General features: G+C 72.2%; 18 protein-coding genes. 6 read left to right on the forward strand and 12 right to left on the reverse strand.

From position 1 onward, the window contains the following. Positions 1-19: 19 nt before the first annotated feature. The 7 genes from FVS66_RS25675 to FVS66_RS25705 all read right to left on the reverse strand — a co-directional run bounded on the left by FVS66_RS25675 (position 20) and on the right by FVS66_RS25705 (position 9015). On the reverse strand, positions 20-1039 hold the full coding sequence (locus tag FVS66_RS25675) for an LLM class flavin-dependent oxidoreductase (RefSeq protein ID WP_149183590.1): 1020 nt from the start codon (positions 1037-1039) through the stop codon (positions 20-22). After that, positions 1036-2952, reverse strand: a complete 1917-nt coding sequence (locus tag FVS66_RS25680; RefSeq protein WP_149183591.1) for an ABC transporter ATP-binding protein — start codon at positions 2950-2952, stop codon at positions 1036-1038. The genes FVS66_RS25675 and FVS66_RS25680 overlap by 4 nt, the downstream gene beginning before the upstream one ends. Then, positions 2942-6160 (reverse strand): lantibiotic dehydratase, encoded by a 3219-nt coding sequence (locus tag FVS66_RS25685; RefSeq protein WP_262387205.1) that lies wholly within the window; start codon positions 6158-6160, stop codon positions 2942-2944. Before FVS66_RS25685 ends, FVS66_RS25680 begins: the two co-directional genes overlap by 11 nt. Further along, on the reverse strand, positions 6157-7380 hold the full coding sequence (locus FVS66_RS25690; protein ID WP_149183592.1) for a lanthionine synthetase LanC family protein: 1224 nt from the start codon (positions 7378-7380) through the stop codon (positions 6157-6159). Before FVS66_RS25690 ends, FVS66_RS25685 begins: the two co-directional genes overlap by 4 nt. An 81-nt stretch (positions 7381-7461) precedes the next feature. Continuing rightward, positions 7462-7644, reverse strand: coding sequence for a hypothetical protein (locus FVS66_RS25695; RefSeq protein WP_149183593.1), 183 nt, complete (start codon positions 7642-7644; stop codon positions 7462-7464). A gap of 241 nt (positions 7645-7885) precedes the next feature. Beyond that, positions 7886-8470 (reverse strand): hypothetical protein, encoded by a 585-nt coding sequence (locus tag FVS66_RS25700; protein ID WP_149183594.1) that lies wholly within the window; start codon positions 8468-8470, stop codon positions 7886-7888. An 89-nt stretch (positions 8471-8559) separates the two neighbouring features. Beyond that, positions 8560-9015: an SseB family protein gene (locus FVS66_RS25705; RefSeq protein ID WP_149183595.1), complete on the reverse strand. Its 456-nt coding sequence runs from the start codon at positions 9013-9015 to the stop codon at positions 8560-8562. A gap of 289 nt (positions 9016-9304) precedes the next feature. On the opposite strand from FVS66_RS25705, the gene FVS66_RS25710 reads away from it, so the two are divergent. Then, positions 9305-10981 carry an FAD-dependent oxidoreductase gene (locus FVS66_RS25710; RefSeq protein ID WP_149183596.1) on the forward strand — a complete coding sequence of 559 codons (1677 nt, stop codon included), beginning with the start codon at positions 9305-9307 and terminating at the stop codon, positions 10979-10981. 152 nt (positions 10982-11133) lie between these two features. Here FVS66_RS25710 and FVS66_RS25715 read toward each other — a convergent pair whose 3' ends face one another. The 3 genes from FVS66_RS25715 to FVS66_RS25725 form a co-directional block, all read right to left on the reverse strand. Continuing rightward, positions 11134-12348: an FG-GAP-like repeat-containing protein gene (locus FVS66_RS25715; protein WP_149183597.1), complete on the reverse strand. Its 1215-nt coding sequence runs from the start codon at positions 12346-12348 to the stop codon at positions 11134-11136. Positions 12349-12452: 104 nt separating this feature from the next. Beyond that, complete coding sequence (locus FVS66_RS25720) at positions 12453-12725, reverse strand: DUF397 domain-containing protein (RefSeq protein WP_316248217.1); 273 nt, start codon at positions 12723-12725, stop codon at positions 12453-12455. Positions 12726-12777: 52 nt separating this feature from the next. Further along, entirely contained in the window at positions 12778-13593 is an 816-nt protein-coding gene (locus FVS66_RS25725) for a helix-turn-helix transcriptional regulator (protein ID WP_262387206.1), read from the reverse strand. 177 nt (positions 13594-13770) lie between these two features. Between FVS66_RS25725 and FVS66_RS25730 the strand changes: the two genes are divergently transcribed. Further along, positions 13771-13992, forward strand: coding sequence for a hypothetical protein (locus FVS66_RS25730; protein WP_149183600.1), 222 nt, complete (start codon positions 13771-13773; stop codon positions 13990-13992). Between the two features lie 39 nt (positions 13993-14031). Here FVS66_RS25730 and FVS66_RS25735 read toward each other — a convergent pair whose 3' ends face one another. Next, the gene (locus FVS66_RS25735) at positions 14032-14757 is read right to left on the reverse strand and encodes a hypothetical protein (RefSeq protein ID WP_222946982.1); all 726 of its coding nucleotides are present in this window, start codon (positions 14755-14757) and stop codon (positions 14032-14034) included. 253 nt (positions 14758-15010) lie between these two features. Here FVS66_RS25735 and FVS66_RS25740 point away from each other — a divergent pair, with 253 nt between their 5' ends. The 4 genes from FVS66_RS25740 to FVS66_RS25750 all read left to right on the forward strand — a co-directional run bounded on the left by FVS66_RS25740 (position 15011) and on the right by FVS66_RS25750 (position 20648). After that, the gene (locus FVS66_RS25740; RefSeq protein ID WP_149183601.1) at positions 15011-16840 is read left to right on the forward strand and encodes an acyl-CoA dehydrogenase; all 1830 of its coding nucleotides are present in this window, start codon (positions 15011-15013) and stop codon (positions 16838-16840) included. A 167-nt stretch (positions 16841-17007) separates the two neighbouring features. Continuing rightward, entirely contained in the window at positions 17008-18969 is a 1962-nt protein-coding gene (locus FVS66_RS36245) for a LuxR C-terminal-related transcriptional regulator (RefSeq protein WP_262387207.1), read from the forward strand. Between the two features lie 153 nt (positions 18970-19122). Then, the gene (locus FVS66_RS36250) at positions 19123-19251 is read left to right on the forward strand and encodes a hypothetical protein (RefSeq protein ID WP_262387208.1); all 129 of its coding nucleotides are present in this window, start codon (positions 19123-19125) and stop codon (positions 19249-19251) included. After that, a complete protein-coding gene (locus tag FVS66_RS25750; protein ID WP_149183602.1) occupies positions 19248-20648 on the forward strand; it encodes an FAD-binding protein in 1401 nt (466 codons plus the stop codon). The genes FVS66_RS36250 and FVS66_RS25750 overlap by 4 nt, the downstream gene beginning before the upstream one ends. Here the strand turns inward: FVS66_RS25750 and FVS66_RS25755 are convergent. Continuing rightward, complete coding sequence (locus tag FVS66_RS25755; RefSeq protein WP_262387209.1) at positions 20638-21141, reverse strand: DUF6083 domain-containing protein; 504 nt, start codon at positions 21139-21141, stop codon at positions 20638-20640. The two genes, FVS66_RS25750 and FVS66_RS25755, sit on opposite strands and share 11 nt — an antisense overlap. Between the last annotated feature and the right edge of the window lie 87 nt (positions 21142-21228).

The raw sequence follows: 21228 nt of genomic DNA on the forward strand, positions 1-21228 counted from the left end.
GTACGCATACGCGGGGTCGTCATCGGACGCGGGCCGCCGCCCGGTCCCGCATCGCCTCCGCGATGGCCCGCACGTCGGCCAGTGCCGCCTCGGGTCCCTCGGTCAGCAGGACCCCCGCACAGCTCAGCGCGATCTCCGTCGCCCCCGCCTCACCGTAACCGGTCAGCTGGTCCGCCACCTCGTCAGGTGTGCCGTACGCGAAGACCCCGCCGTCGACCAGCGCGCCCGCCCCGGCCCACGGATCGGCGGCGTCCACGTCGAGCCCGGCCGAACGCAGCATGGCCGCGTAGTGCTCGCCGCCCAGGTGCAGTTCATGCGCCGCGAACGCCAGCTTCCGGGGGTCCCGGCCGGGCCTGCGCACCGCGCACGGCACGATCGACGTCACCCCGGGCACCGCCGCCCGGTCCCGCGACGCGGCGCCCCGCGCGAGGGCGGGCACGATCTGCTCCCTCAGATGGGCGGCCGGCGTCAGCAGGGTGATCGCCACATCGGCGACCCGCCCCGCCGTGTACGCCATACGCGGCCGCAGCACGCCCACGCCGAGCGACACCGGCGGGTGCGGCACCTGGAGCAGGCCCTCGTCCAGCCGTACGTACCGCCCCTGGAAGTCCACCACCTCACCGTCCAGCAGCCCCCGCATGACGGTCAGGTACTCGGCGACCGCCGTACGCGGGCTCTCGTACGGCGCCCCGCGCAGCGCCGTCACGAACTGCGGGTCCCCGGTGCCGAACCCGGCGACCACCCCGGTGCCGGTCAGCAGGGCCAGCGACCTGGCCTGGACGGCCGCGTCCAGCGGGTGGCGCAGGGCGGTCAGGGCGACGCTCGTCCCGACGGGCACCCGGATGCCGCGCCCGGCGAGGTGGGCGAACGCCTGGTGGGTGTCGACGAGCACCGACTGGCCCATGTAGAGCCGCTCCAGGGACAGGTCCCGGACGGCCTCGCCGAAGGCGGCGAGGTGGTCGAGGTCGTACGCCATGAGCGGGTACATGAGCGAGACCGGAGGGGTCGGGGTGGGGGTCGGGGTGGCGGTCGTGGTCATGAGGAGGCCTCCACGGGTTCGAGGTCCGGGACGGAGCCGGCGCCGGAGCCGGCGCCGCGGCCGGGACCGGGCCCGGGCAGGTAGGCGTCGGCCTGGAGCCGGAAGAGATGGGCGTACGTTCCGCCGAGGTCGAGCAGCTCCTCGTGGGTCCCCTCCTCGATGAGCGAACCCCCCTCCACCACCAGGATCTTGTCGGCGATGCGGACCGTGGAGAAGCGGTGGGAGACGACCAGCGACGTGGCCTGGGAGCAGATCGTGCGCAGCCGGCCGAAGATGTCGGCCTCCGCCTCGGGGTCGATCGCGGCGGTCGGCTCGTCGAGGATCGCGATCGGCGCGTCCCGCAGGAAGGCCCGCGCCAGGGCGATCTTCTGCCACTGGCCGCCCGACAGCTGGTGTCCGCCCTCGAAGTGCCGCCCCAGCGTGGTGTCGTACGTGTCGCCGAGCCGCTCGACGAACTCGGCGGCGCCGCTGGAGCGGGCGGCCGCGCGGATGCGGGCGGTGTCGTCGAGGTGTTCGACGCGGCCGAAGCCGATGTTGTGCCGGACGGGCATCTCGTAGCGGATGAAGTCCTGGAAGACGACGCCGATGTTCCGCTGGAGGTCGGTGGTGTCGTACTCCTCGATGGGCACGCCGTCGATGAGGATGCGGCCGCTGGTGGGCTCGTACAGTCGGGAGAGCAGCTTGACGACGGTGCTCTTGCCCGCGCCGTTCGCGCCGACGATCGCGCAGCAGGTGTTCGCGGGGATGAAGCAGCTGAAGCGGTCCAGGGCGGTGGTCTCGGTGCCCGGGTAGCGGAAGGTGACGTCCTGGAACTCGATGCCGTGGGAGAGCCGCCGCGGGAAGGGCCTGGACCCGCCCGTGATGTCGCCCTCGGGCAACGACAGGTAGTCGAAGAGGTTCCCGGTGAACAGCGTGTTCTGGTACAGGGTGGCCACGCCGAGCAGCAGCCCGGAGGCCGCCGCGTGCACGGCGCCCAGCGCCTGGAGGTAGCCGGCCAGCTCGCCGAGCCGCCCGGTGGAGGTGGTGGAGTGCAGTGCGAAGACCAGGGCCCCCGCCGAGCAGACGACACTCACCAGGCCGAGCGCCGCCGACCAGCCGTGGCGGCGCCGTGCCAGCGCCCGGTCGACGCGGAAGAACTCCTGCACGAGGGCGCGGTAGCGGTCCACGAAGTACGGGCCGAGCTGGTACAGCTTCACCTCCTTGTAGGAGGAGTCCGTCGTCGTCAGGTCCTGGTAGTAGAAGGCGCGGCGGCGGTCCTGGGCGCGGTTGTACTCGATCGCGTAACCCTGCTTGCTGAACACGATGTGCGCGGCGAGCGCGGGCAGCGGCGCCAGCAGGATGGCGAGCGCGATCCAGGCGTTCCAGGAGAACAGCACCGAACTGACCATCACCAGCGACGCCAGCGAGGTGAGCGTACGCAGCATCTCCTCGAAGACCTCGAACGCCGTGCCGCCGCCGCTCTCCCGCAGCGCCCGCTGGAGCCGGTCGTACGACTCGGGGTCCTCATAGGCGCTGAGGTCCATACGGGTGCCCTTGACCATCACCCGCTCGCCGATCTTGGCGGAGAACTCCAGCTGGAGCAGGGAGTTCAGATACTGCGAGACCGACGACAGGATGTGCTCCGCCACGGCCAGCGCGACCAGTCCGGTCGCCGCCCGGGCGAGCCGGTCCATGGCGTCCGGTACACCCATGACGGCGTCGGCGACGGCCTGCACGGCGTCGGCGGTCAGCCAGATCCCGGCGGCCGGCACGGCGGCGGTGAGCAGCGTGACCACCGCGAGCACGGAGACCCGCAGGGGGCTGAGGCCCCAGAAGCTCCGCAGGACCAGCCACCAGTAGCGCAGGTCGCGGGAGAGCCGACGGTGTTCCTCGGGTACGGCCCCGGTGTCCTCGATCGTCTCGTCACCGGCCACGGGGCCTCCCCCGCAGGCAGTTCAGTATGTGCCCCCACACCAGGTAGCAGCGGTTCTCGGCGGGCCGGTCCATGGGCAGCAGCCGGTTCACCTGCATGTGCGCGAGGCTGGCCAGGATGCCGTCCCGCGTACCCCACAGCGTCCCCGCCGCCTCCGCGTCGGCGACGGCGCGCGCGGCCCGTCGGACCGCCTCGGCCTGCCCGTCGAGTACGGCGGCCAGCCGCTCATGGTGGGCGCGGCCGAGGGGATGCGGGCGGCGGTCCCACGGTTCGAGCAGCTCGCACAGGTAGTCGCGGTCCTTCTTGTACCGCTCGCGGGCCTCCTTGTCCTCCGCCGGGCGGGGCATGGCGGCCAGCCGCTCACGGATGCCGAGGCCCCACTGGGCGTAGAGCGTGTCGACGGCGGCGACGGTGACGGCCTCGGCCTCCAGGCCGGGCTCCTTGTCCCAGAGCAGCCGGAGGAGTTCGACGGAGACGGCGCTGTTCGCGGTGAAGAGCTCCTCGACGCGGTCGTACACGGCGGGGCCGCCGTACCGGCTGACCTCGGGGTGGTACGTGGCGATCTCCATCCGCTCGGCGAGGCCGCGCCGGACGAGGCCCTGCCCCCAGGAGAGGAGCGGTTCGAGCCCTGTCCCCGGGGCGGACCGGCTTCTGATGCGCAGATGCGGATCGGGGTCGGCGTACCGGATGTAGAACCACCGGTCGAGCTCGGCGCCGAGACGGGGCAGTTCACCGGCGACGATCTCGTCGTGCACATCACGCGCCGCGTAGAGCTTGAGGTACGACCACTCGGACCCGGGCAGGTGGCCGGGGTGCGCGGCGGGGTCGGCCCTGAGCCGTATCTGCGCCTCGCGGTGCCGGCGGCGCTCGCGGTCCCGCGTGGCGTCGTCGGCGTCGTCGGCGTCGTCGGCGTCGCCTGCGTCGCCGGCGTCACTGCCGGAAGCCCCGGCGATGAGGGGAACGACGATCTCGGACAGATGCCCGCGCCCGGCGGCGTCACGCAGCCATGTCCGATCCGGGCCCGGGAGGGCCTCCTGCAGGGTGACCCGGTCCGTGGCGGCGCGCAGGTCGGCCAGCAACTCGTCGACGCACGCCGGATGGTCGAGGTCCAGGAGGAGCCGGTTGTCGTCGTCCGCGAGGTAGACGTGGCGGGGCACGCCCCAGGTGCGGCGCCAGTCCGCCACGTCGGCCGCGGTGCGCGGCACGGGCACCGGTCCGGCGCCCGCGGGGGCCTGCGCCCCCGCCGGGTACAGGTTCCACTCGGCGGCGCGCACGACGACCCGGCCGCGCACGACGCGCGGCAGATACGGGGCGCCCTCGACGGGCCCCCACGTGAACCCGGTGGGGACGCGGTAGCGGGCCCGGGACACCTCCAGGAGGAAGCGGCACACGTTGGGCGCGGCGAGCGGGCTGAGCATGTGGTTCTGGACGACGACCAGCTCCCGCCCGAGGCGGGCCGAGTAGAGCCGGAACCCGTCGTCGGTGGCGCCGACGTGGATGTCGGCGAGGTCGACGACCTGGTCCGGGGCGGCCGAGGGCGCGACGTTCACCGGGATCTCGTAGCCGTGGACGGCGGGCCGGATCGCCACGTTGGCGCCGCGCCCGTTGGAGGGCAGATACGCCAGCTCGGCGACGACGACGTCCGGCTCCAGGGCCTCGCGGGCGCGGGCGTAGGCGCGGAGGCGCTCGGTGGCGGAGGGGTCCAGGAGGTGGAAGAACCGCCCGAAGGTGCGCCCGCCCTCGCCGAGGCCGTCGCTGTTGAGGACGGCGCGCCAGTCGCCCCGGTCGATGGCGTCGGCGCTGTCGGCGACGATCTGCGCGTACGCGTCGACGCCCGGGCACACGATCCCGGTGGGCGCGGCCTCGGGATTCAGCAGCCGCGCGACCACCTCGTCGCTCAGCTCGACCTCCTCGGCTCCGCGCCGCCACACGTCGGCGGCCAGGGCGACGAGGGCCCGCGCGGTGTGCGGATCGCCCTCGCCGCCGTGCTGGTTCATGACCATGGCGCGGGGCGGGTTGAGGTAGCCGTTGGGCGCGTCCAGGCCGCGTTCGGCGCTGAGGAGTTCGCATACGGGTACGAGCGCGTCGGTGCCGTACCGCTCCATGAACGCCTGGTGGTACGGGGCGAGGTGGTCGTAGCCGCCGGGCGCGCCCTGGCCGAGCCGGGCCAGGCAGCCGACGGCGTCGGCGATCTCGTCGGCGACGTGGCGGTGGAGGACGGTGCCGGTGAGGCCGAGGGCGGAGTCGACCTGGAAGGGCTGGTGCCGGTAGCCCGGGACGAGGGCGCGCTGGGCGGCGCGGAGCTTTTCGAGGCCGCCGGTGTCGCCGTGGACGGCCGTGCGGAGCAGCTCGACGACCTCCCGGAGGCCGGCCACCGCCGGGTGCTCGACCCCGGCGGCGGTGAGCCGGTCGAGTACGTACGTCTCGGGCCGCGCCTCCGTGACGGGCGGCCGCAGATCGGTGACGAGCAGCCCGAGGCCGACCAGTTCGGTGACGAACGCGGAGATCCGCTCCTCGCCCGCCTCGGGGAAGCGCTCGGTCAGCTCGCCGACCAGCACGGCGTACGGGACGGGGAACGCGGCCGGGGCGAGGCGCCGGATCTGTCCGAGCGGCGCGGTGTGGCGTACCCGTACCGACCGCCGGTCGGCTTTGCCGTGCACGTCGGACGAGGGCAGGACGAGGCGGTCGCCGACCGGGTAGGCCAGGGCGTTCATCGCCACGCCGAGCCGGTTCAGGACCTCCGCGTCGCCCTCCAGCCGCTGGACGAGGGCGAGCAGCCAGCCCATGTCGGCCCGTACGCGCGCGGAGGCTACGGCGGTGTCGCCGAGGCGGGCGGTCGTCGTGTCGCCGAAGGTGCCGAGGGCGACGCCGGAGAAGGCGCCGAAGGGCGTGGGGCGGGTGCTCATGCGGGTGAGGTAGCGCAGGGCGCTGGAGTGCACCCGCCGCGCGTCCTTGCCGCCGGGGTCCGCGCCCTCGGCCTTGGCGAGCCCGTCGAGCAGCCCGCTGCCCGCGGCGACGAGCCCGTGGCGTACACGGGGGTCGTCGGCCATGGCCCGGAGCCGGGCGCGGGTCCGGCCGGGGTCGCCCTCGGCGAGTGCGTCGCGCCAGACGTCGACGGGGAGGGCCGGGGCGCGGAGCAGATGGAAGTCGAGTGGTTCGTACCGCGGCATGAAGTGGCTCGGGTCCTTGTCGATCAGGGTCTCGGTCACTGGAGGAAGAGCGCCTTCCACCAGCTGGGCCGGTGGCCGGTGGCGAGGGCGCGGAGGGTGAGGGCGACACCGGCGGCGCCGGTGAGGAGCCCGGGGTTGTCGACGATGTGCCCGGTGGTCTCGTGGTCGCGGTAGACGAGGGGCAGGCCGGGGTCGGCGGCGTCGATCAGCCGCTCGGCGAGCCGGGGCAGGGCTCGGGCGGCCCCCACGCTGCCCCGCGAGGCGAACTCGTGAGCCAGGGCGACGAGTCCCGCGAGCCCGTGGCACACGGTGGGCGAGCGCGGCAGGTCCCCGTCGGCCACCCGGTCGAGCAGCCCGTCAAGCGCGGCGAACGCCCGCGCCTCCAGGCCCCGGTCGCCGGTCGCGGTGGCCACGGCCAGCAGCCCGGCGGCGACGCCCCCCGTCCCGTGGCACCAGGCGGGCACGGCCTCGTGGGCGTCCGCCGGTACGGACCGGGGCCACTGGAGCCGGCGCCCTCCGCCGCCGACCTCCAGCAGCCACGCGACCAGCTCGTCCATGACGAGCCGCTGCCCGGGCAGCCGGTGGCCGTGCCGCCAGGCCGCGGCGAGGGCGGCGGCGATCCCGGCGGCGCCGTGGGACATCCCGGTGTCGAGGGATCCCCGCACCGCCCACCGCTGGTCGTGGCCGACCCACAGGAGGTACTGGAGACACCGCTCCCGAGCCCGCTCGGCGAGAGGCGCTCCGGGCTGGACGGAACACAGCTGGCCGAGAACCCCGGCGGCCCCGTAGACGAGGTCGTAGTCGTGATCGGAGACGGCGCCGACACGGCGGGGCGGGTCGATGTCGAGAACCTGCCGGCAGAGCTTCTCGTGCAGCCTGGCGAGGCTGGGAAGAAATCGAGCTTCGTCCAGTGAGGCATCCCGCAGAACGAATGCGAGCCCGGCGGTCCCGTCGAAAAGCCCGGGATGGTCGAGCGGATTCTCCAGGGTGGCGGAGAACGCGGCACGCACGAAGGAGAAACCCCGCTCGAAAGACCGCTCCCGCTCTTCCGCACGCTTCGCGGTGCGTGCGGCATGCAGATGGAGGAGGGCGAGCCCGGCGTGCCCCTCGCTGAGGGAGGCGCCGGCCCAGAAGGACATGTCGGTCTGCCGGGCGGCGAGCGCGGCGTGCGCGTCGGCGCGCGCGGGCGTGTCCAGCCGCTCCCGGATGAGCCCGGCGACTTCGTCCGCCCGCTGGGCGAGGTGTGGTGCGAGGTGCATGAACGGACTCTCCGGAGGGTGGGCCCCCCGGCTCGCGCCGGAGGGCCCACCGCTGTGATCAGACGCGATCGGCGGGTGTGGTCAGCACTTGCCGTTCGTACGGACGGCGGCGCAGGCGGCCGTCATCTTGATCGTCTGCCGGATGGTCTGCTTGACGACCCACTTGCTGGCGACGCGCGAGGCGACGCTGGCAACCGGGGAGAGCGACGTCTCGGCCGGGTCGGCGGAAACGGTCACGCGAGCGTCAAGGTTGAACTCGTCCATCAGAAACTGCACCTTTCATTCCACGAAAGGCCGCCCCCCGTACGGAACGCCGGAAGGCGTTCCGGTGGCGGCCCGGAAATGAAATTACCGACCGGCTGTGCGCGCTGGAACCCGCCGTTCTTCCCCTTCCACCCCGCCGGTCGGCGGGGGCGGAACACCCGACCGACCGGGCCCGTACCGGCCGTACCGGCCGTACCCGTACCGACCGGGCCCGTACCGGCCGTACCCGTACCGGCCGTGGTCACCGCCCCTGCAACGCGTCCAGCCCGACGGCCATGCAGAGTGCCAGGCTCCGGTCGAGCCCCGGGTCCTGGACGCGTATGACGTACCGGTCCCGGATGCCCCACTTCCGCTCGACGGAGAGGACGGGCTCGCCGTCCCGGACGAAGTCGAAGTGGTAGACGAACGGCACCGGCGGCACAGGGATGATCGGCACGACCGCGTCGACCAGCTCCCACCCCCGCCGCGCGAGCGCCACACTGATCCGCCGCTCCTTGCCGATGGCGGCGGGCCGGTCTCCCTGCGTCAGATGCCAGGTGGAGCGCAGCAGCGACGCCTTGACGTCCTTGCGGAAGGTCCCGACGGGACGCCCGTCGGGACCCGTCACGTCGTAGGTGGCCCCGAAGTCGATCACCTGCCGCGCCTTGAACCCACCCAGCACCCGGGCCCGGTCCTCACCGCTCCACAGCGTGAGCTCCTCCTTCAGGGCGAACCGCTTCTGCTCGGCGAACGCGACGACCTCACCCCCGTCCGGAGCGGTGACCTCGTACCGGTTGACGAGCGGGGTGATCTTCTGCGTCATGAGGAATTCGCTGAGCTGCTCCATAGAGGGAACAGTAGGCAGCGGGAAACGGGCCGCTCGTACGCCTGAAGGGGGATCGCACCCCCCGCCGACCGGAGGGGCGGCGGCCACCGCTACCCGTACATCCGCCGCATCGCGAAGTCGACCATCTCCTCGACGGCCTTCGCGTCGAAGACGATCCGGTGTTCGCCCTCCATGTCGAGGACGAAGCCGTAGCCGGTCGGGAGGAGGTCGAGGACCTCGGCGCCGGTGATCACGAAGTACTTGGACTCCTTGCCGGCGTAGCGGCGAAGCTGCTTCAGCGACGTGAACATCGGGATGACGGGCTGCTGCGTGTTGTGCAGCGCCAGAAACCCGGGGTTGTCGCCGCGCGGACAGTAGACCTTGGACGTGGCGAAGATCTGCTGGAAGTCCTCGGCGGACAGCGACCCGGTGGTGAAGGCCCGCACGGCGTCCGCCAGCGAGGGCGGGGACGGCTCCGGATACAGCGGCGGCTGCTGCGCGTACCCCTGCTGGGGCGGCGGGGCGTACTGCTGCTGGGCCCCCGGGTTCTGCTCGTAGCCGTACATATACGCAAGGGTACTGAGTGCGGGCCGCCGCCGTGCCGCACACCCGGGGAACGGACGTCGCCCGGCGCGACCGTGACGCGGCCCGCCGCCGTTCCACCGCCGTGGAGAGCCCCGCACGCTGAACGGTGTCGCGAGGTCGCCCTTCTGGCGCACAGTCGCCAATCGGTGAATACGAGGTCGAACTACACGCACACCCACCTAGCCTGAGAACTGTCCGCACACAAACAGGCATGGTGTGTTACGAGTTCGGTTCGCCGGTCTCGGTTCGATCGTTTTGGAGGGCAGCACCATGAGTTCACGCCGCAGCTTCCTGGGCATAGCCGGAGCAGCCGCCGCCACCTCGACGTCCCTGCTGGAGATCATGACCGGAGCCGTGCCGGCCACGGCCGCCCCGGCCACGGACGGCCTGTTCCGCCCGGTCGGGAAGGCGGCCAACGGCAAGACAGTGGCGGTCCTGGGCGCCGGCCCCGCCGGCCTCGCGGCCGCGCTCAGGTTCCTGGAAGCGGGGTACGAGGTCACCGTCCTGGAGGCCACCGGCCGCGTCGGCGGACGCACCCTCACCGCGCGCCCCGGCGACGAGATCTCCGAGAAGTGGGCGGACGGCTCCGTCCACACCCAGAAGTGCAAGTTCAGCAGCGGCCTCTACCTCAACCTCGGGGCCGGGCGCATCCCGTACCACCACCGGCGGCTGCTCAAGCTCTGCCAGAAACTCAAAGTCCCCCTGGAGCCGTACATCCACACCACCACGGCCAACCTGTACCAGTCCGACGGGGCCTGGCACGGCGCGCCCAAGCACAACCGCCGCATCGCCAACGACACCCGCGGCTACCTCGCCGAGTACCTGGCCCGCGTCGTCCAGAAGCCCCCGGTGGACGACGGCCTGACGGCGGATCAGCGGACGCGGCTGGTGGAGCTGCTCGTCCAGTTCGGCAGGCTCGACGAGATCGACAAGACGTACTCGGGCTCCACCCGGTCCGGCCTGGCCAAGCGGCCGACCGTGATGCAGATGGAGGAGCCGGCCGACCCGCTCCGGCTCGCCGACCTGCTGGCCGCGCGCTTCTGGAAACACGGCTTCTACCAGGACTCCGACTTCCACTGGCACACCACGCTGTTCCAGCCCGTCGGCGGCATGGACACCATCTGGCGCATGCTGGCCGCCGCGCTGCCCGCCGGCACGCTCACGCTCAACGCACCCGTCACCGGCATCAAGCTGGACGGCGACCGCGTGCGCGTCAGCTGGACGGCGAGCGGCACGAGCAGGTCCGAGTCGTTCGACTACTGCCTCAGCAACATCCCGGTGCCGGTCCTCAGGACCGGCGTCGCCCTCGAAGGCTTCGGCACCGACTACAAGACGGCCGTCGGCAAAGCCCCCTTCGCCCCCGCGTGCAAGGTCGGCTGGCAGGCCAACCACCGCTTCTGGGAGTCCGACAAGTACGAGATCTACGGCGGCATCAGCCGCGTCGACCACGAGATCGAGCAGATCTGGTACCCGTCCAACGACTACTTCTCGGCGGCCGACAAGGGCACGCTGACCGGCGCGTACTGCTCCTACGACAACGCCAAGGCGCTCGGCGACCGCATGCACGCGGAGCGGCTGCGCGTCGCCCGCGCCGGCGCGACGAAGCTCCACGACGAGTTCGCCAGCAACGCCGTCGTCCCAGACGCCCTGGGCATGTCCATCGCCTGGCACAAGATGCCGTACATGCTGGGCGCCTGGGCCGACTGGAAGCCGACCGACCCCGACCACAAGAGCTGGTACTCGACCCTGATCTACCCGCAGGGCGACGCGAACCAGTTCCTGATGATCGGCGACCAGGTCTCCGCCCTGCCCGGCTGGCAGGAGGGCGCGCTGATGTCGGCGGAGTGGGCGTACGAGTGGATCGCGGGCGTCCGGCCCCTGGCCAAGCGCCCCGTACAGCGCGTCCCGGACGCCCGGGAACTCACGACGGGCGAGGCGGCGGCCTGACCGGAGGCCGCCCACCACGGCCATGTGCTCTGCGGGGAGCGAGCGCCCCGCGGAGCACACGAGGACCGGCCTGCCCTTCGGCCCGACCGGAGGGCGGCGCCTGACATGACGAAAGGGCCTCCGCTCGGAAGCGGAGGCCCCTTTCGCCGGGATCAGAAGAAGCCGTTCAAGCCGTGCCAGTCGTCGCCCACCACCACGCCCGGATAGAGCGTGCCGGTACCCCGGCCCTCGTACACGAGCAGGCAGCCGACGCCCCGGCACCCTTCACCGACGTAGCTGCTGGTGGTCGTGGTGACGAGGTCGGCACGGCCGTCGCCGGTGACGTCGCCCAGGCCCAGGAGGGTGTCCATGACGTTCCAGCCGCCGCGGCCGATGAGTTCGCGCGGCCCGAGGTACCCGCTCCGGCCCGGGTACAGCCACAGCCTCCCGGTGGACTTCTCGCGGGCGATCAGGTCGGCGCGGCCGTCGCTGTTCAGGTCGCCGATGCCGACGAGCGCGTTCATGGCGTTCCAGCCGCCGTTGCCGATCAGCTTGCGGGCGCCCAGGTAGCCGGTGCCGGTCCCCGGGTACAGCCAGAGCTTGCCGGTGGCGCGCTCGACGGCGAGCAGGTCGGAGCGGCCGTCGCCGGTCAGGTCGCCGTAGGCGGTCAGGCTGCTCATGGCGTTCCAGCCGCCGCGGCCGATGAGCCGCGGGGTGGTGAGGCCGCCCGTCCCGGCCCCCGGGTAGAGCCACAGCTCGCCGGTGGACGCCTTACGGGCGATCACGTCCTCGCGACCGTCCCCGGTGAAGTCGCCGTGCCGGACGAGGGCGTTCATGGCGTTCCAGCCGCCGCGGCCCACAAGCTGCCCGGTGTTGTCCCCGGGCAGGAACCACAGCCGTCCCGCCTTGTCCCGGACGAGGACGTCGGCCCGGAGGTCCGCGTTCAGGTCCCCGAAGCCCGCCGCCTCGGGCGCGGTCGGCGCGTACCACCCCGGGTAGGACGGATACCAGCACTCCCGCTCCGTGGCGACGAAACTCACCGAGCTGGGGTCGCCGTGCGCGTAGCCCCACTCCGTACCCGCGGGGTCGGGAGCCCAGATGGAGGCGGACGGACCGTAGTCCGGCTCGTCGTGCAGGCAGGCGAACTTGGATGTGCGGTTCACGACCGCCCGGAACGTGTTGTCCCACGCCCCGAGCGTCGCCACATTGGTTTTCGTCTTGAACATGGTGCCCGTGCCGTCATCGGTCTTCCAGGCACAGAAATAGCCCGCCGGGCAGTCGCTGATCGCGGCCTGCGCGGGCGCCGCGCCCGCGCCGAGGAGCCCGAGCGAAGTGAGCCCCAGCGTCGTGGCCAGCGTGGCCAGGCGCCGCAGCAGTGGTACGCGCATGTATTCCCTCCCTCACACGGCGCGGAGAGAGGCTCGACGCGCCGCGGGAGGACACTATCTGGCCGACACGATCCGGCCAGCACGCGGGTCGCCGCCCCGCCGCGTCAGCCCCCGAACCGCGCCCCCCGCACCGCCGCGACGAACGGCGCCCAGGCGCGTGCGCTGACGACGACGGCGGGGCCGTCGGGGACCTTGGAGTCCCGGACGGGGACGACGCCGGGGAGGTCGTCGGCGACTTCGAGGCAGTCGCCGCCGTCCCCGTTGCTGTAGCTGCTCTTACGCCAGCGGGCGGCACCCACGAAGCCTTCGGCCACTTCGACGCAGTTGCCGCCGTCCCCGTTGCTGTAGCTGCTCTTCCGCCAGCGGGCGGCACCCACGAAGCCTTCGGCCACTTCGACACACTCGCCACCGTTGGTGCTGTAACTGCTCTTACGCCAGTGGGCCCCGCCCAACCAGTCGTGATCGCTTGCCATTTCGGTAGTCCTCAGCCGCTTGCTCGATCAGGGCGAGGGACGCCTCCGGTGACAGCGCGGCGGCCCTAAGCCGATCGTATGCCTTGCGGTAGAGCCGCACGAGAGCTGGATCGTCCAGGGTCTGGCCGTGATACGGGCCTTCTGTATAGACGAGCGGCGGCTCATCGTCGAAGTCCAGGAACATAAGCGACAACTTCATGAACGGCTGTGTCGCAGCGTTCCATGGCAGGACCTGTGGAACGACCCGACGGCGCCGCGCCAAGGCCGCGATGTGCTCCATTTGTTCGGCCATCTCAGCGGGTGGTAGCAGCGGGTGAAGCACCAGGGACTCGTGGAGGATGACCCAATACTCGGGCCTCTTCATGTCGTCGAAGATCCGGGCCCGGGCCATACGGTCGCGAATCTTCGCTTCGACCTCCTCCTGGAGATCCAACGAGTGCGTAGCGTTGATGACCGCCCGTGCGTATGCGGGGCCCTGCAAAAGTCCCGGGATGAGAGCGTTGGCCCACTCCTCGATCCGGCAGGCCCGCGTCTCCGACTCCACGATCGGCGCGAAGTACGAAGCATGAGCACCCTGCTTGGCCTTGCGTACATCCTCGCAACGGCGCTCGAAGAACCCGTCCGTGCCGAGTGCGCGATCGACGTGCCGGGCCAGATCGACCGGCATGCGGCGCTGACCGCGCTCGATCTCACTCAGGTACGTCGCCCCGTAGAAGCTGCCCTCCACCAATTGCCCCAGCGTCAGCCCCGCCTGCTCCCGCTGGAAGCGCAACTCCGTTCCGTAGAAGCACGGAACGCTAGTCGACCCGTCAATGTCCTTGCGCTGCCCTCGCGCCACAGAAGATCACCTTCCACACCTGCCGCCGTGGTCGCCAAACCCCTTCCACGGTACGCACCATCACGTCAGTGTGTGACCGACTCGTCACAGCACGCACAGGAAGGTGCACCCATGAACAAGGCCCTGGAGCTGGAGCTCGACCAGGAGGCGCGGGCGCTCGTCGATCAGTTGCGGATCGTTCTCGCCTCGCACGAGGTCAAGTTGCCGTCGCTCGGACGAGACTTCGGTACGCCACCCCTCATCACCCTCGGCAACTGCAACCTCGCCACCGCCCGCGCGCTGCTCGCCGTGCTGCGGGCGAGCCCGGGGACGCGTCGGCCCGCGCGCTCGTAGTGGCAGCCGGGCACCGCCATCGGCCCGTCCCGCGGCCGGTCAGAGCTGGACCGGATAGAGCACCAGCATCACGATCGCGCCGGCCAGGGTCAGGAGGGTGAGGCCGAACAGCAGCATCCTCGCGCGCCGGGCGTGGGCGCGGCCGGCCAGGGACGCGAAGAACAGCACCAGGGCGAAGAGGACGGCCGTCAGGACGTAGTTGTCGGAGCGCTGGTTGGCCTGCCGGGCCTTCGCGGAGAGCCGCTCGGCCTCGTCCAGCCGCCGCAGCGCGTCCGCTGCGGTGGCCAGCTGGTACTCCGGCATGGCGAACGGGGTCACCGGCGCCTCGGGGTCGGCCAGCGGACGGGTCCGGAGCCAGGCGGTCACGGCAGGCTTGAACTCGCTCCGGAAGCGGGTGAAGAGCAGGCCCGAGACGGTCTCGGGGTCGGGCTCGTACCCGCCCTCGGGCCGCTGCGACGGGTCCGCGAGGATCTCCTGGTTCAGCGCGGTCAGCCACTGGGTGAACATGATCACGTCGATGGTGAGGAACTGGCCCGCCTCCGTCGACGCGCGCGTGGACTCGGTACGCGTGGCGGACGCGGAGGCGTAGGAGTTCGCCTGCACTCCGCCCCACTTCTGGCTCTGGAAGCCGGCCCACGCCGTCCCGACGGCGGCCAGCGCGAGGATCACCGCCAGGGTGAACTCGAACCAGCCACCGCCTTCCGACCAGGAGACGGAGCTGCCGTCGTCGGCGCGCTCGGCGTGCTCGGCAGGCTCATCGGGCATGGCGCCACCGTAGGCACGGGCCGGTGTGCCGCGCCGCCCGACCGCGCCCAATGGCGGTAGCCCCGCGTCCCGCCGCGTGCCCCCGCGTCTCCCCGTGTCACCCGCGTCCCGCGGTGCCCGGCGCCCTCCGGATTGAGACGCGTCACAGATCGAGGTGAGGGGTTGCTCTTATTACCGGTGGGTAGCATCATCGGGACTACTTGCTGGTAGATATACGAGGAACCTGCCTCCCGATCCTTACGGAGCCGTCGCCATGGGGCATTACAAGTCGAATCTCCGCGACATCGAGTTCAACCTCTTCGAGGTCCTCGGCCGCGACAAGGTGTACGGCACCGGTCCGTTCGAGGAGATGGACGTCGAGACCGCCAAGAGCGTCCTCGACGAGCTCTGCCGCCTCGCGGAGAACGAGTTCGCCGAGTCCTTCGCCGACGCGGACCGGAACCCCCCGGTCTTCGACCCGGAGACGAACACCGCGCCGGTCCCGGCCTCGTTCAAGAAGTCCTACAAGGCCTTCATGGACTCCGAGTACTGGCGTCTGGGCCTGCCCGAGGAGATCGGCGGCACCACCTCGCCGCGCTCGCTCATCTGGGCGTACGCGGAGCTGATCCTCGGCTCGAACCCGGCGGTCTGGATGTACTCCTCCGGCCCCGCCTTCGCGGGCATCCTCTTCGAGGAGGGCAACGAGGCGCAGAAGAAGATCGCCGAGATCGCCGTGGAGAAGCGCTGGGGCTCCACCATGGTCCTCACCGAGCCGGACGCCGGCTCGGACGTCGGCGCCGGCCGCACCAAGGCGGTCCGGCAGGAGGACGGCTCCTGGCACATCGAGGGCGTGAAGCGCTTCATCACGTCCGGTGAGCACGACATGGAGGAGAACATCCTCCACTACGTCCTCGCCCGCCCCGAGGGTGCCGGTCCGGGCACCAAGGGCCTGTCGCTGTTCCTCGTCCCGAAGTACGAGTTCGACTGGAACACCGGCGAGCTGGGCGCTCGCAACGGTGTCTACGCCACGAACGTCGAGCACAAGATGGGCCTCAAGGCCTCCAACACGTGCGAGATGACGTTCGGCGACAAGCACCCCGCCAAGGGCTGGCTGATCGGCGACAAGCACGACGGCATCCGCCAGATGTTCCGCATCATCGAGTTCGCCCGCATGATGGTCGGCACGAAGGCCATCGCCACGCTGTCGACGGGCTACCTCAACGCGCTGGAGTACGCCAAGGAGCGCGTCCAGGGTCCCGACCTGGCGAACTTCATGGACAAGACCGCGCCGAAGGTCACCATCACGCACCACCCCGACGTGCGCCGCTCGCTCATGACGCAGAAGGCGTACGCGGAGGGCATGCGCGCCCTCGTCATGTACACCGCCGCCGTCCAGGACGAGATCCAGGCCCAGGAGGCCGCGGGCGAGGACACGAAGGCGCTGAACGGCCTGAACGACCTGCTGCTCCCGATCGTCAAGGGCTACGGCTCCGAGAAGTCGTACGAGCAGCTCGCCCAGTCGCTCCAGACCTTCGGCGGCTCCGGGTACCTGCAGGAGTACCCGATCGAGCAGTACATCCGCGACGCGAAGATCGACACCCTCTACGAGGGCACCACGGCGATCCAGGGCCAGGACTTCTTCTTCCGGAAGATCGTCCGTGACCAGGGCGCCGCGCTGAACACCCTCTCCGAGGAGATCAAGAAGTTCCTGGCGGTCGGCACGGGCGGCGAGGAGCTGGCCGGCGCGCGGGACGCGCTCGCCAAGGCGGCCGTGGACCTGGAGGCGATCGTCGGCACGATGCTGACGGACCTCACCGCCACCGGCGAGGACGTCAAGAACATCTACAAGGTCGGCCTCAACACCACGCGCCTGCTGATGGCGTCCGGTGACGTCGTCGTCGGCTACCTGCTGCTGCGCGGTGCCGCGGTCGCCGCCGAGAAGCTGGCCGAGGGCGCGTCCCCGAAGGACGTCGCCTTCTACCAGGGCAAGATCGCGGCGGCGAAGTTCTTCGCGGCCAACGTCCTGCCCGGCGTCGCCACCGAGCGGCTCATCGCCGAGGGTGTCGACAACTCCCTGATGGAGCTGGACGAGGCCGCTTTCTGAGCCTCCTGACAGCTGCGTCAGCGGCCTGACGGCCCGCTTCCCCGGATGGTCCGGTCCCGGGGGAGCGGGCCGTCTGCCTTGTCCGACCGCACTACCCTTCCCGGCTTTTCCGGCTTTTCCGGCTTGTCGGGTTCCCTCCTATCCTGAGGACTGGAAGGGAACCGCCCATGGGGACGACGACGGACAAGGCCCGGGAGGCGGCCGCGCGGGAGGAGTGGAGCGACGCGTACGCCCTGCTCTCCGGCTCCGCGCCGGACGCCCTGGGCGCCGACGACCTGACCCTTCTCGCCGACGCCGCCTGGTGGACCGGGCGCGTCGTCGAGTCGATCGACGCCCGACTACGGGCCTACGCGGCGTACGCCGCCGACGGTGCCGACCGGGCGGCGGGGCACAGCGCGTGGCTGCTGTTCTACGAATACCGGAACATCGGTCGCACCGCCACGGCCACCGGCTGGCTGCACCGGGCACAGCAGCACCTCGACGGCCGGCCGGAGTGCCTGGAGCAGTGCTACCTGGCCTGGACGGAGGCCGAGGACGCTGCCGTGCGTGGCGATCTCGCCGCGGCGATCGACGCGGCCCTCCGCATGAACCGGATCGCCCGCTCCTGCGGCAGCCGCGACCTGCTCGCCATGAGCCAGCAGGTGCACGGCGGCGTACTGCTGACCCACGGCCGCACCGCCGAGGGGCTCGCCCTGCTGGACGACGCGATGTGCGCGGTCACCGCGGGGGAGCTGAGCTCGCTGTTCACCGGCTGGATCTACTGCCTGGCGCTCTCCCGCTGCATGGCCGCCGCCGACCTGGGCCGGGCAGCCGAGTGGACCGACGCCGCGATGCGCTGGTGCACGGAGCACTCCGCCGACAACCCGTTCCGGGGGCTGTGCCGCGTCCACCACGTCGAGGTCCTGGACCTGCGCGGCGACTGGCCGCACGCCGAGGCGGAGGCCGCCCGCGTGTGCACCGAGCTGGCCGCCGCCGACGCGGCCGTGGCGGGCGAGGCGCACTACGTCGCCGCCGAGATCGCCCGCCGCCGCGGCGACCTGGACACGGCCGAGGCTGCGTACGCCCGCGCCCATGAGCTGGGCCGCACGCCGCAGCCCGGGCTCGCCCTGCTCCGCCTGGCCCAGGGCCGCGCCGACACCGCCGCGGCGGCCCTCCGCCTGGCCCTCACCGACTCACCCTCCAACGGCGACCTCCTCCACCACGCCCGCCTCCTGGCCGCCCAGGTGGAGACCGAACTGGCCGCCGGCGCGGTCGAGGCTGCCCGGGCGGCGGCCGACACCCTGACCACCCTGTCCACCGAGCCCCGCCGACCCGACCCCTCCGTGCTGAGCGCCCTCACCACCACGGCCCGGGCAGCGGTGGCCCTGGCCACCCATGAGTCGCCGGGCCCAGCGGCGCGGGGCACTGCGGCGCCGGCCACGGCCCGCTCCGACGCCACTCTGCCCCCAGGTACCCGGGCCGACGGCACCCCGGCCGACGGCACCCCGACCGACCACGGCCGGCCCCACGGCGGTCGGTCCGGCGGCGCCCGACCCGACAGCGCCCGGCCCCACGGCACCCGCGCGGACGGCACCCGCGCGGACCGCGTCCCGGCAGACGGCACCCCTTCAGAGCGCACTCCCGCGGTCGGCACCCCGGCCGAGGCCGTCCCGGCAGACGATGCCCTCGCGGACCGCGTCCGCCTCGGTGCCGCCCGGGCGCTGCCCCTGCTGCGGCGGGCTCTGGCCGAGTGGCTGGAGTTGGGGGTGCCGTACGAGGCGGCTCAGGTGCGGATGATGCTGGCCGCCGCGAACCGGGACGCGGGAGACGTCGAAGGCGTCGTGCTGGAGCTTCGGGCCGCACGGGCGGTGTTCGAGGCGCTCGGGGCCGTACCCGACGCCCGGCGGGCCGCCGCGCTGCTGGACGCCGTACGGGACCGCGACAAGGAGCAGCTGCCCGGTGGGCTCTCGGCCCGCGAGGCGGAGGTCCTGAGGCTCGTCGCCGCGGGCCGCACCAACCGGGAGATCGCCGCCGCGCTCACCATCAGCGAGCACACCGTCGCCCGGCACCTCAACAACATCTTCGCCAAGCTCCAGGTGACCTCCCGCGCCGCCGCCACCGCCTTCGCCTGCGCCCACGGGCTCGCCTGACCTGCCTGTCCCGCCTGTCCTGCCTGTCCTGCGTGTCCAGCCCGGCCCGCGGCCGGTACACGGCGTGGGCTGTTCCGCCCATCCACCGGCCCACCCGACGAATGGGCCGTTCCGGCGATGCCCGCACGCCCGCCCCCGTCCTACAACGGGGTCATGACCACCTCCGTGTCCCCCTCCGCCGTCCGCTTCACCCGCCGGACCGTCCACCGGTCCACCGTCCCCCCCGCCATGACCGGCGCCGGTATCCCGCGCGCCGCACTGGAAAGGCTCTTCCCGTCATGACCACCGCCGTCTCCTCCACCCCCTCCCCCACCGTGCCCGCACTGGACCCGCTGCGCGACGCCGTGCGCGGAGATGTCATCGACCCGTCGGACCCCCGCTACGACGAGGCGCGCCGCGTCTACAACGCGATGCACGACCGCCGCCCGGCCGTCGTCGTCCGCGCCGTCGACGCGGCAGACGCGATCGCCGCCGTGAACTTCGCCCGCGACCACGACCTGCCGCTCGCGGTGCGCGGCGGCGCCCACGCCGCGACCGGCCACGGCACCTGCGACGACGGGCTCGTCCTCGACCTGGGGCGGATGCGGAGCGTCCACGTCGACGCCGAACACCGCACCGCCCGCGCCGAAGGCGGCTGCACCTGGGGCGACTTCAACCACGCCACCCACGCCTTCGGCCTCGCCACCACCGGCGGAGTCGTGTCGTCGACCGGCATCGGCGGCCTCACCCTCGGCGGCGGCATGGGCCACCTCGCCCGCCGCTACGGCCTGACCTGCGACAACCTCATCAGCGCCGATGTCGTCACCGCCGACGGCACCCTCGTGCGCTGCGACGCCGACCATGACGCCGAGCTGTTCTGGGCGCTGCGCGGCGGCGGCGGCAACTTCGGCGCCGTCGTCTCCTTCCTCTACCGGGTCCACCCCGTCGCCGACATCCTCGGCGGGCCCACCTTCTATCCGCTCGACGGCGACGTGGCCCGCCGCTGGCGCGAGCTGATCGCCGACCCGGACACCCCCGACGCGTTCAACGCCGTCTTCGCGTTCGTGCTCGGCCCGCCCGTGCCCTTCCTGCCCGAGCGGTGGCACGGCCGACCGCTGTGCGCGGTGCTCACCTGCTGGACCGGCCCGGAGCAGGACGACGAGCGGATCCGGGCGCGGCTCGGCGGACTCGGGCCCGTACTCGGCCAGTTCGTGGAGCGCATGCCGTACCCGGTGATCAACACCCTGTTCGACGCGGACCTGCCCGCCGGGCTCTACCACTACTGGAAGGGCAACTTCAGCCGCGACCTGTCCGACGGGGCCGTCGACGTCCACACCACCTACGCGCAGACGCTGCCCTCCATGCAGACCAACACGATCGTCTTCCCCATCGACCGCGCCTGCCACCGTGTCGGCCCCACGGACACCGCCTTCGCGTATCGCGACGCCACCTTCTCCACCGGCCTCGGCCCCAGCTTCGCCGACCCCTCCGACATCGAGCGGAACGTGGCCTGGTGCCGCGACTACGACAGGGCGCTGCGCCCGCACACCGAGGAGGGCGGCTACATCAACTTCCTCAGCGACGACGACCAGGACCGCGTACGCACCAACTACCGCCAGAACTACGACCGCCTGGTGGAGCTCAAGCGCCGCTACGACCCCGGCAACCTCTTCCGCGTCAACCACAACATCACCCCGTGAACCGTCCCGTCCCCGACCAGGCTCCCGCTCCCGCCCCCGGGCACACGTCGAAGTGACTCACCCGGCAGGTGTCCGAGGGCAGCGCACCCCGCAGGTTCACCGCCGTGCCGTCCCCCGCGATGTACCAGCGGCGGCCGCGCGGCACCCCGGCCGCCGGGCGCACGCCCGGTTCTATCGCCACCCACCGGTCGCCCGTCGTGCGGTGCCAGCGCGCCCGCCCGCCGCAGTGCCGGCAGGTCATCGGCGATCCCGTGCGCGGCGCAGGCACGCGCGCCGGGGCGCCGCTCCCCGACGCCCGCAGCGCCGCCGCCGTGACCGGCAGGATGTCGCCGAGCCGCACGGGATCCCGGTCCGGGGAGCCCGTCCCCGCCTTCGTGCAGGCCGGGCAGAGCGGCAGCATGAAAGGGACACTCCACTCGGCGCCGGGCCCCTCGCACGCGGCGCAGGCGGGTCCGGGCACGGTCATGGGTGAGGCTGCCGAGGCAGTCGTCACGGTCTTCACCTGTGCACCTCCGGTCACGCGTCGGTCAACGGTGTGTCGTCCCTGTCGATACTCGCAGCCACCACTGACAACGCCCCG

The sequence above is a fragment of the Streptomyces sp. TRM49041 genome (assembly GCF_008271805.1).
Classification (GTDB): domain Bacteria; phylum Actinomycetota; class Actinomycetes; order Streptomycetales; family Streptomycetaceae; genus Streptomyces.

Coding starts and splice junctions, on each gene's coding strand:
- FVS66_RS25700 (WP_149183594.1), bottom strand. CDS start 8,470: ATGGAGCAGCTCAGCGAATTCCTCATGACGCAGAAGATCACCCCGCTC.
- FVS66_RS25715 (WP_149183597.1), bottom strand. CDS start 12,348: ATGCGCGTACCACTGCTGCGGCGCCTGGCCACGCTGGCCACGACGCTG.
- FVS66_RS25735 (WP_222946982.1), bottom strand. CDS start 14,757: ATGCCCGATGAGCCTGCCGAGCACGCCGAGCGCGCCGACGACGGCAGC.
- FVS66_RS25750 (WP_149183602.1), top strand. CDS start 19,248: ATGACCACCGCCGTCTCCTCCACCCCCTCCCCCACCGTGCCCGCACTG.
- FVS66_RS25690 (WP_149183592.1), bottom strand. CDS start 7,380: ATGCACCTCGCACCACACCTCGCCCAGCGGGCGGACGAAGTCGCCGGG.
- FVS66_RS36250 (WP_262387208.1), top strand. CDS start 19,123: ATGACCACCTCCGTGTCCCCCTCCGCCGTCCGCTTCACCCGCCGGACC.
- FVS66_RS25740 (WP_149183601.1), top strand. CDS start 15,011: ATGGGGCATTACAAGTCGAATCTCCGCGACATCGAGTTCAACCTCTTC.
- FVS66_RS25730 (WP_149183600.1), top strand. CDS start 13,771: ATGAACAAGGCCCTGGAGCTGGAGCTCGACCAGGAGGCGCGGGCGCTC.
- FVS66_RS25710 (WP_149183596.1), top strand. CDS start 9,305: ATGAGTTCACGCCGCAGCTTCCTGGGCATAGCCGGAGCAGCCGCCGCC.
- FVS66_RS25705 (WP_149183595.1), bottom strand. CDS start 9,015: ATGTACGGCTACGAGCAGAACCCGGGGGCCCAGCAGCAGTACGCCCCG.
- FVS66_RS36245 (WP_262387207.1), top strand. CDS start 17,008: ATGGGGACGACGACGGACAAGGCCCGGGAGGCGGCCGCGCGGGAGGAG.
- FVS66_RS25675 (WP_149183590.1), bottom strand. CDS start 1,039: ATGACCACGACCGCCACCCCGACCCCCACCCCGACCCCTCCGGTCTCG.
- FVS66_RS25695 (WP_149183593.1), bottom strand. CDS start 7,644: ATGGACGAGTTCAACCTTGACGCTCGCGTGACCGTTTCCGCCGACCCG.